At 28.7% G+C, this 14,166-nt stretch carries 15 protein-coding genes; all 15 read right to left on the reverse strand.

Translation table 11 applies throughout. The features are described 5' to 3' along the window. The coding region (locus tag QWT87_RS20340) for a hypothetical protein (protein WP_302718481.1) at positions 1–463 on the reverse strand (463 nt) is incomplete at its 3' end. Positions 464–496: 33 nt separating this feature from the next. Beyond that, positions 497–1,828 (reverse strand): hypothetical protein, encoded by a 1,332-nt coding sequence (locus tag QWT87_RS20345; RefSeq protein WP_302718483.1) that lies wholly within the window; start codon positions 1,826–1,828, stop codon positions 497–499. A 725-nt stretch (positions 1,829–2,553) separates the two neighbouring features. Next, the gene (locus QWT87_RS20350) at positions 2,554–2,802 is read right to left on the reverse strand and encodes a hypothetical protein (protein ID WP_233111017.1); all 249 of its coding nucleotides are present in this window, start codon (positions 2,800–2,802) and stop codon (positions 2,554–2,556) included. Positions 2,803–2,985: 183 nt separating this feature from the next. After that, positions 2,986–3,744: a T9SS type A sorting domain-containing protein gene (locus QWT87_RS20355; protein ID WP_302718486.1), complete on the reverse strand. Its 759-nt coding sequence runs from the start codon at positions 3,742–3,744 to the stop codon at positions 2,986–2,988. Between the two features lie 162 nt (positions 3,745–3,906). Next, positions 3,907–5,118 carry a hypothetical protein gene (locus QWT87_RS20360; RefSeq protein ID WP_302718488.1) on the reverse strand — a complete coding sequence of 404 codons (1,212 nt, stop codon included), beginning with the start codon at positions 5,116–5,118 and terminating at the stop codon, positions 3,907–3,909. A 62-nt stretch (positions 5,119–5,180) separates the two neighbouring features. Further along, entirely contained in the window at positions 5,181–5,357 is a 177-nt protein-coding gene (locus QWT87_RS20365; protein WP_302718490.1) for a hypothetical protein, read from the reverse strand. Positions 5,358–5,398: 41 nt separating this feature from the next. Next, the gene (locus QWT87_RS20370) at positions 5,399–6,406 is read right to left on the reverse strand and encodes a TraM recognition domain-containing protein (RefSeq protein ID WP_302718492.1); all 1,008 of its coding nucleotides are present in this window, start codon (positions 6,404–6,406) and stop codon (positions 5,399–5,401) included. A 35-nt stretch (positions 6,407–6,441) separates the two neighbouring features. After that, on the reverse strand, positions 6,442–7,293 hold the full coding sequence (locus QWT87_RS20375) for a type IV secretory system conjugative DNA transfer family protein (RefSeq protein ID WP_302718494.1): 852 nt from the start codon (positions 7,291–7,293) through the stop codon (positions 6,442–6,444). Between the two features lie 12 nt (positions 7,294–7,305). Continuing rightward, positions 7,306–8,067: a DUF5712 family protein gene (locus tag QWT87_RS20380; protein ID WP_302718496.1), complete on the reverse strand. Its 762-nt coding sequence runs from the start codon at positions 8,065–8,067 to the stop codon at positions 7,306–7,308. Beyond that, complete coding sequence (locus QWT87_RS21320) at positions 8,057–8,443, reverse strand: BfmA/BtgA family mobilization protein (protein ID WP_407933600.1); 387 nt, start codon at positions 8,441–8,443, stop codon at positions 8,057–8,059. The genes QWT87_RS20380 and QWT87_RS21320 overlap by 11 nt, the downstream gene beginning before the upstream one ends. Positions 8,444–8,578: 135 nt before the next feature. After that, entirely contained in the window at positions 8,579–9,469 is an 891-nt protein-coding gene (locus QWT87_RS20385; protein ID WP_302718498.1) for a toprim domain-containing protein, read from the reverse strand. A gap of 410 nt (positions 9,470–9,879) precedes the next feature. Beyond that, positions 9,880–10,974, reverse strand: a complete 1,095-nt coding sequence (locus QWT87_RS20390) for a hypothetical protein (RefSeq protein WP_302718500.1) — start codon at positions 10,972–10,974, stop codon at positions 9,880–9,882. Positions 10,975–11,242: 268 nt separating this feature from the next. Then, entirely contained in the window at positions 11,243–11,521 is a 279-nt protein-coding gene (locus tag QWT87_RS20395; protein WP_302718502.1) for a helix-turn-helix domain-containing protein, read from the reverse strand. 100 nt (positions 11,522–11,621) lie between these two features. Then, entirely contained in the window at positions 11,622–12,632 is a 1,011-nt protein-coding gene (locus tag QWT87_RS20400; RefSeq protein ID WP_302718504.1) for a hypothetical protein, read from the reverse strand. Positions 12,633–12,635: 3 nt separating this feature from the next. Continuing rightward, positions 12,636–13,859, reverse strand: a complete 1,224-nt coding sequence (locus QWT87_RS20405) for a site-specific integrase (protein ID WP_302718506.1) — start codon at positions 13,857–13,859, stop codon at positions 12,636–12,638. Positions 13,860–14,166 lie beyond the last annotated feature (307 nt).

Consider the following 14,166-nt stretch of genomic DNA (forward strand, 5'->3'; position numbering starts at 1 on the left):
TAGTATTTGCAAAAACATTTTCAGCTTCCAATACATGCATCTTAATAAGATTAAGATTTTTTTGAAATTTTGTGAATATATAATTCGTAGGTTCCTTCGCAAGATGAAAAGCAATTTGTACAAGAGCCTGATAAGATTGTTCCTGCCTAGGAAGCATTTTATTAAAAAAGGATTTTGCAATTAGCATTTCCGGTCCAGCTAACATTCTATATGTCTTACCTTCATCCTGACTACAATGTAAATACATCGCCTTTATTGCTTTTAGGCACTTATCAAATGCTGGATCATTTTTATCAGCAACATGCGCAAGTAATTCTTTTGCAACAATTGGGCTTAATAAAGTTTCTATACCCAATCGCCTCTCTTTACTTTTAATTTTTTCAATATAATTATCTAAATCATTATAATTTTTATCTTGAACAAGATATCGATAAGCATTGGTATCAAAAATAACATTTTCCAAATGATATAATATTTTTATATAAATTTATTATTACTATTTTTTAGTTGGGTTTTCCAAAGGATGAAAGGCTGCTACTCTACCTGTTTCTAATATATGAAGAGCATAGTGGTTTCCATTAAAATATAAACTTTTATCACCATATAACCTAAAATCCTTGCCCTCTTTTAGTCTTTCATTAATTTGTGGAGTAAGACGATCAATAGCAATCTTCAAGATCCTTTTGATATCTTCTTGAGTATATTGAAATTTAGTTTTGGTTTCGTGATGTCCTTCGATTGCAAGTTCATCACAATGTCTCAAGTAAATATGTAAGAAACCTTCATAATCCCAATATATTGGTTTTTCCATATGAAAATATACAAGGCTTTCATCCTGAAACTGTACAGTTGACTTCATCAATTCTTTATATATTTCAGGATATTCCGTTTCAAAAACTTCTAATTTTTTATTCGTTGATCTTTTAATTTCATATTTGATAGCTTCTATTCTTTGCTCTCTTCGAGATTTTAAAAGATCATTAAATTCTGATAGTTCTTCGGGTTTAATTATTTTTGAATTAAATTTAGCTTCTAATTCATAAAGTCTGACAATTGACTTTAATGAGCCATCTGGATTTAAACTGTGTTCTTTTATAATATCAACATTTTGGGATTCAGGATCAAAAAATATTGACAATGCACAAAATCTCGCCCATTCATCATCGATTAGCTGTTCACCATGTTTAACTTTTTGGCCATATAACCAGAAAAAAGCACTATTAGGATCAAAATCTGTGGAATCAAAATTTACCGTAATTGTATTAGGAATTTCTTTTCTTCCTGGTTGGTCATAGCTTTTTACTTTTGGTAGATTAGTTGTTAATATCTGATATACATCACTTGACCTAAATCCTAATTCTTTTAATTCTATCTTTTGTTGTATTGTTAAATCTTTTTCTTGATCGCAATCAATTTTTATCAAGCCATCAGTTCTCTGAGTAGTATTTTGAGTAAGTAAGCTATCAAATTGCTCTCTTTCAGATTTTAAATATTTAATTATGCCTGATATATTTCTTCCGAATTTTTTTGCGCTTTCAGAAAATTTGTGAAACTCAATTGAAATATATTTGTCGTACTGACCATACATTGCGTAAAGATCTTCAGATGAAAATTGAAATTTTTCTTTTAGTTGATCATTAATATCTTTTTGAAATTTTTCTGTTTCAACCTTATACCATTCTATTTTTGCTTTCAGCTCTAATTTTTTAATAGTTTCGCTATCTGGCAATCTTTTCAATTCTTCAATTGCACTCAATGATAGCCCATCAATCATATCACTTAACAAGTATAATGATCCATCAGTTATTTTATGTTCAATTCCAAACATGCACTATAGTTTTCTGGTTAAATATCAAATTTATAAAATTCTATTAAAATCTTGCATAACCAAAGTACTAATTTTAAAGAGATTACATTAAATATTCATCATTGTAAAATTCTGTTATTTATTTTATAATAAGCGGAACTTTAATGTAATCATAAATACTACAAAGTTCCAATTGTAATAAAAAATTAAGATACAAAGGGAAATTTTGAAATAAGGAACAACAAACGAGAAGCGTTTTGAAAAAACGAGCAGTCTGAGGAAGTGACGACTGAAAAATTACACTATCGATTTTTAATTATTCGCTTTCTTACAATTGTAAATAATTTTATAATGGGTTGTTTTTTTGATAAAAATGATATATTTTTGTTAAACAAAGAACAGAACCAGTATAATTTGAACAGCTTCGGCAGGATTATCAGTGTTTGGACAGTTCTTTTTCAAAAAAGTATTTTAAATATAAGACACTATCTTTTTGGTAGAGTTTTTTAGATATGCTTACTTTTACCAAAGAAAAAACAGGGCGAATGTAATCTGGACAGCTTCGGCAGGGTTATGAAAAGTCTGGACAGTTTTTTCATTTTGAGTAAGAATGAACTCGTAAAAATCCATCCATAAATTATTTATGAGATGGATTTTTTTAGATATTTAAAGTTTTTACTGTACTGCATTATTAATGATATTATTTGTTTGAATTGAAAGAAATAAGATTTTAATCAAAGACCAATTCACAGCAAATTCTTTTCAAGGTCGGCTTCTAATAAAACTGGCTGATTTTTAATATCAGATAAAATTTTTTCCAAATCACTTCTCAATTCTTCTATATCCTCGTAATTATCTAAAGCAACTGGATCTTCTGTCCACATAATAACTTTTCCGGTTTTTTCGTTGAAATAAACTTCGTGTACTCCATAAATAGGAGTTTCCGTTGTTCCTGTATTGATAATCTGATAACGCCAAAAAGATATATTTTCCATTGATATTTATTTTTAAAAAAAATATGATTACTTTTACCAACGAAAAAACAGGATTTATAAAATCTGAACAGCTTAACGGCAGGATTTATAAAATCTGAAAAGTTTTTTCTTTTTAAGTTGAAAATAAACTTATAAAAATCCATCTCAAACAATTTTGAAGATGGATTTTTGTCTTAAAGATTACTAATTAACTATAAATTTATGTGCTGTATTTTCTGTTTTAAGAAAATATACACCTTTCAACAGATTATCTATTAATATTGAATTGCTTGTTGAGTTTGATTTCTTAATCAGTCTTCCTTCACTATTATAAACAAGGATTTCATTTACCTTTTTATTAAGATAGAGATATTCACCATTGTTAATTGGATTAGGATAAATTGAAAGCTGAGCTACCTTACTAACTTCACTAATTCCCAAATTTGAATAGCATGACCAGGAAAGATCATCAATAGCAACTCTTTGACCAGTATTAGGATTTACAAGCTTAACAATGATATTTCCTACGATATTTATATTATCTAGTGTTGTTGTCACAACTCCGGAATTAAAAGGTATTGTTCCAACCTGGATATCATTAATTTCCAGAATAAGGTTTCCCGGATTTCCTGCAAATTTTAATTGTGTAGTGACAGTAAGACTTTTAATTCCTCCTGTGATAATAGAACTCGTTAGACTACCATTCCTGATAACAATAGCTTTATTATTAATTGTTTGATCGGTTCTCGAATCAGAAGCCGTCCATGTAATATTATTATTTACCCAGCTGTTTGTTTCAAAAGAACTGGAGCTGGCAGGAATATTTTCAAAATTTTCTGATCCGCAAGAAAAGAACATTTTAAAATTATGATCAGTAATTTCTTGATTGACTGAATTGCAGTAAAGTACATTAGAACAAAGTATTAATGCACCGATAATTAGAAAATTGATTTTGTTTTTCATTTTTTAAAATTTTAAATTAATATTGTTTAAGGTTTGTTTTTTAAATAATAGGAATCCCTGTTCTGGAGAGCTTCCAAAATTTTTCGCTGTAGCACAGCTGTCGTAAAAATTGTTTGATTTAGTTAGTAGCTTCAGAAAAGCTTAGTATTAAGCCATGTTAGCTTATTTTTCTTGTTGATATGTCTTTTTATGCAAGTCGGATAAAAAATATGATTTTCTTTTATTTTCGAGTAATATTTTCTTCAACCTCATTCTTTTATTTACAATTATAGAAATGTAGTTTATTCTGTAAACATTTAAAAAATTATAATAGTTTTTAAATGAGTGCTCTTGATTATTAATTTTGGCAATAGCATTATCTATTAAAATTTCCATATTATCATATTCTTTAAAAGGAATTCTCAAGATATTTATTTTGTTTTTCAATGCATATCTATTCTTAATCCAATCACATTTTATTGTTTTTTTAAAGCTTTTAAACCCTTTAAAAAAGTCAATCGGATAATAATGCTGATGTCCGTCAAACTCAATTATTAAATTCAGTTTTGGGATAAAAAAATCACATTTTAGTTCCTTTTCATTTTTCATTCCAGGGAATTTTTTTTGCTTTTTAAAAGTCAATTTTAGAAAGTTTAAATATTCTATAACTCTACTTTCACCTATTGTGTCATTTGGATAACAAACTTTACACTTTACTGATGAAACGTACTTTTCCCTTTCCCATTCGGAACAACCACAATTTTTACAAATTAATTCATAGAAAATAATACTTTTATCATTTCGATCTATGGAACCGAAGAATGAAAAAGAGCTATTCTTATCTATTAAAATATTATTTATTTTTTCAACAAGATTTTCTCCAACTTTCTTTTTGTACTCCCTCGTTTTAGCGCAATCCGGACAAATATTATTTTTTCCTATTGAAACAGCTGTCTGCGGATAAGGCTTTTTATGGTGACCAAACAAATTACATTTCACCAGAACCATACTGTTTTTGTCATTATGAAGATGATCTTCATATCTGATTACGATTTGCCTATCCCTGATAACAGAATTTTTAGAATTTTTTATTCTAGTGTTTAGTTCTGGAACCGGAATACGGTTGTTCCCGCTTTGAATTATTGAAAGACATGGAGGACATTTTTTAGACCTTCTAAATATTTCAACATCTTGAACGTCTTGCTCAAATGGTTTACAATCATGTTCATTACACTTAAGCAAAACTACTTTTTTCAAACTTTTTCCAGACGGTTTATAATACACATCGATAGGGGTGTAGAAATGGTTATTTTCCGTGCAAAGAATTTTTAATTCTTCAAGAGTTTCACTACAAATTCTCTTTTGATTTTCAGTCATTATTAAATTATTTTCCATATTAAAAATTTTTACAAAATTATTTTTTTAAATAAATTTTTTAATTTTTGTCAAAAAAGATTTCAATTATTTTCTGTAGTTCCAAACAAAGTTTTGTCAAGTTCTTCATAATCTACTTTCGGTTTTTCAACTCTTGTTTTAACTGAATCTTTTCTTATAGCAATTGAGATCAAAAAGATCACTACTATTAATAGTGTTAAAATGCCCCAAACTGAAATTTTGCTCTGTAGTACTTTCATAATTTTTTTGTTTTTTTATAATTATTTAATGATTGTTTGATTTAAAGACTCCTGCTTGAAAACTTAAAGTTTCTTTCATTCTCTTCAATGTCAGCGGATGAATTAGTTTCTTCATCTTCAATTATATTGATTCCGCTAAACTCTTCAGAACTATTATCGGGAGTCGGATTCATTTGTCTGGATCGATCTTGTTTGCTTTCATTCTTATTAATTTCGCCCTTGAAAAGAGAAATAATTTCATTGACTTCATCCCGAACTTTTTCATAATAATCAGTTATGATAAAATCTGGCTGATTTTTAAATTGACTGTCTATTTGATACGCTAATTGCTTTCTTTTAACAGGTAAAAATTTCTCATGAATATAGGCTTCAGAACTTTCGGCAACTCTTCCGATGAATTCACCAACCGGCAGCTCCATAAAAACTGAATTTCTGAAAACGTCTCTTTCCTGTACAGATCGGCTTTGACCAACATTTCTTTTAAATGGGTTGAGAAAATGACGTGAAGTATTATTACTTTCAAAATATTGATCTTTCTTCCCAAACTGTTTACTGAGAATATCTGCAGTATGGCTACTGGAAACCTGACCGTAAAAATGATTTAGACAACTCGCAAATAACACATCTGCTTTTTCTTTCGTATAACCATCCGTAAGCTGTGAAAGATCCTGGCAGAAAAACATACTTGCAATTTTATTACTTCTTCCTGTATTTGGTAAAGTTTGGATATCATTAATAAAAACAGTTGGAAATTCATCCAATAATACAAAAGAATGATGTTTACGGGGTTGATTCAATTGTTTTGCAGCAACTGAGATAACCAAACTACACAAAGGAGCTAATGTTGTTGCAATGGAAGGATTATTCCCCACCGTTAAAACAATTGGATTATCCGGATTATTAATATTTAAATCAAAATCCTCCCCTCCAAAAATATACATAAACTCCGGAGTATTTATTTGTGCTACTGCTCCCTGTAGTGATCCCACTACCCCTGCTAATTGTGAATTTGCTTCGCTCTCGAGAGCTGTAGCAAGTGACAATATCATTGCCTTGGTTTCGGAATTTGAAGATAGTAAAACAATTAAATCAGTGTGATTTGTACTAATGTATGTGGAAGATCACAATATTTCGGGTATTCTTTCTTCAGAAACCAAATACAGGCTGTCAGAAGATCTGTTGCAGAACGTGACCAAAAATCCTCTTTCTTGATAGATTCTTTCATTAAATTTTTAGTGATGGCAGAAGCATATTCCCTTGCATATGCTGAATGAGGTAAATATTTTGGATTTAAAGGATTACACCTGTGGCTTTTAAGTGAATCATTAAAATTCAAAACATAATGCTTAATACCCGAATCTGAATAAAAAAGTTCAATATCGTTTGCCAGTGCCGGATATTTAAAATCATAACAGATACCTGAAAACTGTTTTTGTGCTAATTCTCGTATGAATGGCACTGCAAAACTTTCAGACTTTCCTGCTCCGGGACCGCCTATTACCAAAATGCCACGAAAAGGATTAGGAATTTGAACGGTTCTTTTTTTGGTTTGTAAAGTTAATCCCTGAAATTTTTTCTTTGAATCTTTTAATAATGAAAAGCCCGTAAATTGTTTATTAATAAACCCAAACGGATAAAAAATTAGTTTTTTATAAAAATTGAAAGGTGTTTTCAGTGGCGGAATTAAAGATTTCACAATCCAGAATTGAATCAGAATGTATAAAAGCTCTGCATATCCGAAACAAATTCCCACAACTAAAAATTTTAATCTTGCCAGGAAACTTGCTTCAGGAGATACCACTACTGAAAATCCGTGCTGAGATATATTGAATAAGAATGAATTAATACCTATAATCTTTACTCCTAGCATATACAATAAAAATAAAGACATTGCGACAATGATAAATTTTATCATTAAAATTGGATCTTTTTCCATGTTTATAATCTTTTATAGGCTTAAGCCCTGGTTATTTTTTTTATTTTGTTCGACAGTTTTTTTAAGTTCATATTGCTTTGCAGATTCCTGCTTTATCGCTATTTCTATTACTCTTTTTCTTTCTTCTATTGTACCGTTTTTAATCGCATTACAGTATTCGAAAGATTGTTTATAGTTTCTTTGAAAGGCAAACTTCTTATCAAAAGCCTCTTCGGATTTTTGAATAAAATTTTTACGGTCAAAACCTCCTTTCACCTGTCCTCTCGTTGTATTTTTATGGTTCGTCATTGGAGAAAGTTTCATTCTTTTATCTAATGATTTTCTGCTAACAACTATATGAACATGCATATCAATATTATTTTTCATGTTTCTTTCGTGATGAATTTTTGCGTAGTACATGATATCTTTAGCTTGTAATCCTTTGCAAAAATTTTCCGCATACTTCTGCATTACTTCTTTTCTTACATAATCTTTCAGAGCATCACTTCTTTCTTGGGTGGTTTTGCCAATTTGCTGTAATTCTTTTTCTGAAGGACTAACAGTAATGACAAAGAATTTTGCATCTTCTTTTGTCAGCTTTTGTTTATTGTTGTCAAGAGATTCAATAACTTCAGCTGAAGGAACTCTATCTTGGTCATGAGAAAAAAAGTGTTCAACCTGTTTCCCCTCCTTCATTCTTTCCAGGTCTTCATGTTCTAAATAATCAACCAGGTTTGATGAACTTCCGGAATTTGAATATTTACCACTTTCGCCACCCTGAATTTTAATGTTCATTGTGATTGCTTTGATTTAATAATTTCAAAGAATTTTTAGTTTCCATTGCAAAAGAATTAAACCCTCTGATGAACTCATTAAAATGTTCAATTTTTAGAATTTTTGAAAGATCATTTTTAATTCTTTCCTCACTCGAAACGATTGCTTCAAAACTTGGACGTAAAGTTTCTTTATCCTGAGTTTTTATAAAAGCAACAATTTGATCTATTCTTTTTATTACTTTTTCAAGTTCAGCTTTTGGAGATTCATGTTTAACTGGATCAAGCCCAGTTCTCTCAAAAAAATCTAATGAAACTGTAATAAATTCTTTCTTCGAAAGTCCTTTTTTTCTTACAAAGCTCTCCAGTCTTTTCAGATCTTGTTGAGAAATAGCAATGGTTGTATTTGGCTTTTAGTAGACTCCATTATATTGATTTATATGTAATAACTTCGATGAATAAAGCTCTTTAAGAGATTTATATATCCTTGATATATAGTTTCAAAAAGATTAAATACTCTAATTTATTGACGGTCAGTCATTTCCCCGAAGGAGCAAGATGAAACAGTGGCTCTGCCCAGTTTCGTCTTGCTGGATAAATCCACCCTTATTAGCCACGAGAAACTCATTAAAATCTTTGTAATCTTTATATATAAAACTACAATCTACTGCGTTGGAAAAAGAAGACAATAGTTCATCTTTTGTCTTTTTTCCGGCAGGATCATTGTCGAGAAAAAGTAATATTTCCGAATAGTTTTGAAGATAATTTTTGGCTTTGTTTAACATAGAAATTGAGTTCAGAATTAGAATATCTTCTTTCAATTTTTCTTGAAATTCAATATAAGAACAGGCATCAAAAAAGCCTTCAAAAACAACAATTTTATTACTATCATTTTTAATTATCGAAATATCTTTTTTCAAAAGCGAACCTTTGTAAAATGAATTTCTAAGCTCCCATCCTCCGGATAAATTTTCGAATCCAACCGCGTATAATTTTTTATTATTGATCGTAAATTTTATCTCTTTTAAAAATTTGAATGTTTTTTGAGTAAGACCTCTTTCAAATAAATATTTTTTAAGATTCCAATTTTGAATTTCTGTAACTTCAGTAATGTTGTAATTTGGCTTCTCAATCTCCGTCTGCTGATGAAAAGAAGAAAAACTTTTCTCGGATGCCCAGGAGAGAATTTCGTTGATGGAATAATTAAAATATTTCTTTAAAAAATCGATGTTGTTACCACCAATGCCTTCTGAATATAAATACCAAATATTTTGGCGCTTATCGAGCTTAAAAGATGCTTCAGTTTCGATTCCGAAAGGACTGAGAAACCAAGCTTCTTTTTCATTTTGCTTTTTTGGAAAGTGTCCGAGAGATGTGAGAACATCTAGCAATTGCCAAGAATTGACCTGTTTACAATTTTTCATTTTTTTTTTGATTAGCAAAAATTCCTTTTAATAAAAAAGAAAACTTTAAATACTTTTAATATATATTTTAGTAATTCCCGAAAACCCTCTATACATGGTAGTTGGAGTTAAAAATGAGAGGAGTGGAATACCGCAATTGAGAGGAGTGGAATACCGCAAAAACAAGAGTGGAATACCGCAAAAACATCAATTATAGCCGAGTGGAATACCGCAATTAGAAAGTTTATTCGCTCGAATTTTCATTATTTATGATTCTTAAGTGAAAATCTCATTTAAAAAAAGAGTGGAATACCGCAAAATAGCCGTAAAAATTTTGTTTTTTAACATTTTCTTAACTTCAGAGAGTGCAATCCCGCAATTAGAGCGAGTGGAATACCGCAAACACAAGAGTGGAATACCGCAAACCCAACTTATAATATAACTGGATATGCATTTGGAAATCTTTTTCCTGTCTCTGATTCTCGGTAAACTTCAATAAGGAATTTTTGTAATTCTTGAAGAAAATAGATCCCCGTAATGGTATTAGAAGCTATTCCTTTGGCTCTATTATTTTCAATAAATTTTATATAAGCTTTATCAATCTCACTTTTTGTTTTTGAAATATTAGAATAGGAATATATAAACCTAGTTGAGTCAATGCTTTCTAAACAATATCTCCTTCTAAAGTATCTCAATCTTTGATTTATAACTCTAATATCATTTGTTTTTTCTGCTATTAATTTCTTCTCCTTATTATTTAAATATGGAATAATTGAAATAGCATCATTTTCGTATTTATAATTGAATGATAAGTGCTTTAATTTGTCAAGGTTTAATCTGATTGGTTTCAAAAACTTAATACAGAAATCATTTGAATTTTTATAATTAAGATTAAACTTCTGATTAAAAGTCGAAAGTTTCAGAGTTGTACCGTTTTCAGGAATCTTCGATAACCATATTGCAAACAAAACATGTTTGTTATTTCTGATTTTATAAACCAATTCATACATTACACGATTATATTCTGTTAAGACAATTAATTTTTTAAGCCAAAAACTACTTATTAAGAAAGATGTATATCCTCTTTCTTCATAAGAAGGTAAAGAGATCAGCCCTCCAAAGGTTTTAATATCCTTACCTGCTATATTTTTTGATGTATACCAACCCATTCTGAATTTTGTAAGATATTCATATGCTTCAACAATTTGTTTACTAGACCTTTTTTCTGAAATCTTCTTATTTCTAATTTTCATTGAGATAAACACATTATTTTCAGTTTCGAATTCTTCATCAAAAAGAGTAAGTTGTCTCACTTGGTTTTCAGGCATAAACTGATCATTTCTCAGAATGGAGATTATATTGAAAATAATTCTCAACGCATTGATGGGTATATTCGTTGCTTTATTATCCTGAAACAAAAAGTCATCAGCAAATTGATTACTTATCCTTATAAATTCTGGCTTCCCCAAGTCATCATAGCTTTTCTTAACAATTTTTCTACTTTGATCTGAAACTATATGTGTCATTTTTTAATTAACCTAAAGCTTAAAAATCTTTTGAAAATTGAAATGGTTTTTGAAAATAATTTCTCTAACATTTCACTAAAACTCTCTCTGTAATATTTGTCGACAAAATTTTCCTGAACCAGAATATTACAAGCTATTCTCCGAAGATGGTGTCTTGATAGTTCCGGGCTTGTTTGAATAGAATTCAAAAAATCTTTCCTTACTGTATTATTAGGTAGATAATCTAGCTGCTTAATCAAGTTTTGTAATTCGTTCATAACAATTTCAACTATTTACGATTTCTTTTACCGTATTCCAGAAGTTCTTTTTTCGAATAGTAAAATCTCCCGCTGAAATTATAATGAGGAAGATCTTTATTCTTTCTCCAGTCTATAATTGTTGGCAAAGAAACATGCAAGAATTTTGAAGCTTCAGTTTGAGAAATAAGATCTTCCGGCTGTTCTTCTGATTTTTTTCCAGGAATAATGAAACTGTCTGCTTTAGAGAGAATAATCTCTACAGCTTTTTCTAAATCATTTTTAGAATAAGAAAAAAGTGTTATTGCCATTTTAGTTTGAATTTTAAATTAATGTTGTAAAATTCAGTTAAAATGTCCAGAATGTCTTAGGGTAATTTACATAGAGCTTAATACTCTAATAATAAAACACTTATATGTTTTTCACATCATTTTTTATAAAATTATACCAGTCATTTTCATCTTGATTTCTATAATTTAAAACTCTTAATTCAATTGAAGAAAAAGAAAATCCACTAAAACTATTGAAAATGACACTTAAAAAATAAGTCACATCATCACTAGATTTTACTTTAATAATATTCCTAAAACATAGCTCATATAAGTACAGACAAAATTCATATTTCCAATTTTTATTTATCTCATCAAGTTCCTTAAAAACTTTAATATAGTTATTAGTTGCGATAACATCAATTACTAAAGCATCTCTTTTATTAAATAAGTAATCTCTAAAAATATATTGGGCTAAAATTAATTTCAAATTATGATCACTACTAGAGCTACTAGATAATTTAGAAATTATCTCTTTTTCCCAGAACTTAGTCAATATTTCTAATTCTATAAATTTTACATCTTTAGTTTTAAACTTTTCAATATTTATTTCAAAGTTTGGAATCTTAGCATTGATAGATTTATTTAAATAAATATAGAGTTCATATAAAAGTTTATATTCTTTTTTTAATTCTTTACCTGATAATTGAATATCAAGTAATACTCGATGTAATGCTTCAATATTTTTAAGATTTTCAGAAATAAACATTTTAAATACTATCTCTTTTTTAAATAGAGGGTTCTTTTGTCTCGATTCTCTAAGGATCTCCTTTTTCAGCAGATCAAATTTTAATTTGAAATCAAATGATATTTCGTCACTAAAGTTTTCATATTCGTCAGTAAAAAATAATGAAATCAGAAAATCAATATTTTCGTATTCTTTTAATGGTAAACATAAATTCAATAAATAAAATGATTCTAGTAGTCTTAATTTATTAAGTTTTTCCTTCAGTTTTGAAACATCAGTTTTATCATTAATCTTTATTTCAATTAATTCTTTATATGCTCCTTTGAAATTTTTATCTGTAAAATCTAATAGATTTTTAAAGTCAGATCTTTTTAAATTCTTAAAATTCGATATGTTTGTCCTCATTACTTATTTCCAGGCTTTATCCATTTGATCATCGGTAAATGCTTCAGTAACTTTCATATATTTATCTAAAACAGCATCTTTTTTAATGTTAGCTATTTTCTTAATTGCTTTCGGTTCCATTCCTAAAAGAAGAGAATTTGTGATAAATGTTTTCCTGGCTGTATGACTTGTAATAAATTTACATTTTGGCTTAGTTAATGATTTTTTTTGATTGCCTACAAACCAGTGTATTGTGAAAGGTTGCGTTAGATCTGCTTTCTCACAACATTCTTTTATGTATTCATTGAATTTTTGGGATGAAATATGCGGTAATGGCTCGTAAATAGTGCCTTTATACTTATTCAAAATCTCTTTTGCATATTTATTTAGTTTAATAGCATGATTTTGAGTTTTAGTTTTTTGTATGGATAAGATAATATGTTCTTCAGAAATATTTGCCAGGTGAAGCTTTGAAAGATCAGAAAATCTTAATCCAGTGAAGCATCCCATGCAATAAAAATCTCTTACATGGTTTAATCGCTCACTTTCAAATTCTTTATTATAAAGAATCATCAGTTCGTCAAAAGTCAGATAAACGATATCGATATCATGTTCTGAAGCTTTGAAATCTTCGAATTTCCGGTTTTCGTTATAGCCTTTTTTAATACTCCATCGAAGCATTGTTTTAATTACAGCAATAATTTTAGCGAAGTAATTATTTTTAATCTCCTTTTCAAAAAAGCAATATTTTGATAATTCTTCAAAAAAATAGTCATCAATACTATCAAATTCAATTTTGAAATTTTTGTCATTTTGAAATTCCTCAAGAAAGTTTTTAACCGTATTTTGAGCTTTTGTTGTGTTGTAGGCTTTTGAAAGTTTGCCACTCTCAATAAATTCTTTAAAACAATCAAAGAAGTCAAAATGAGCGGTTTTAATTTCTTCTTCACTATCATATTTCTTCAGAAATAGTTCTTTGGAGAACTCTAGCTTATTCGCCCGGAAAAAGAAAAAGATATCATTGATTTTCTCTTCAGCTTTCTGAAGTTTATCATTCAAGAATTGGTAATTATTACTTGGTTCCTTTTTAGCATTCGGTTTAACTCTGGAACCGCTCCAATATTTTTCTAATACGGAAACACCAACATTTTTCCTTATTCTTTCTCCTTCAGCTCTAACAACAAACTGGACAGGTATTAATCCATTTGCATTAATTTTCTCTTTTCTTAATTCAAAACTTACTTTCATTACAATTAAACCTAAATTAAACAAATTAAAGGGTGGCTAAAAAGGTGGTTTATTTTGAAATTAAATGAATGAAAAATCAGACAAAATTATATTTCAAAATTCTACAATATTCAAATATACTGATATTTAGGTAGTTTAAGAACATTAAAATTAACTAAAAATATACGGTAGTTCGGTCCTGGGTACAAAAAACCTCTGAAATCATTTGATTTTCAGAGGTTTTTGATTTTTAGGGTTGTTTATTGTATATTTGAATTTAAACTATTAAAATAATAAACTTTTGATACTTAAAAAATAGTCTTTTATA

Origin of the sequence: Chryseobacterium urinae, from assembly GCF_030518295.1 — a bacterium.
Lineage (GTDB): Bacteria > Bacteroidota > Bacteroidia > Flavobacteriales > Weeksellaceae > Chryseobacterium > Chryseobacterium mucoviscidosis.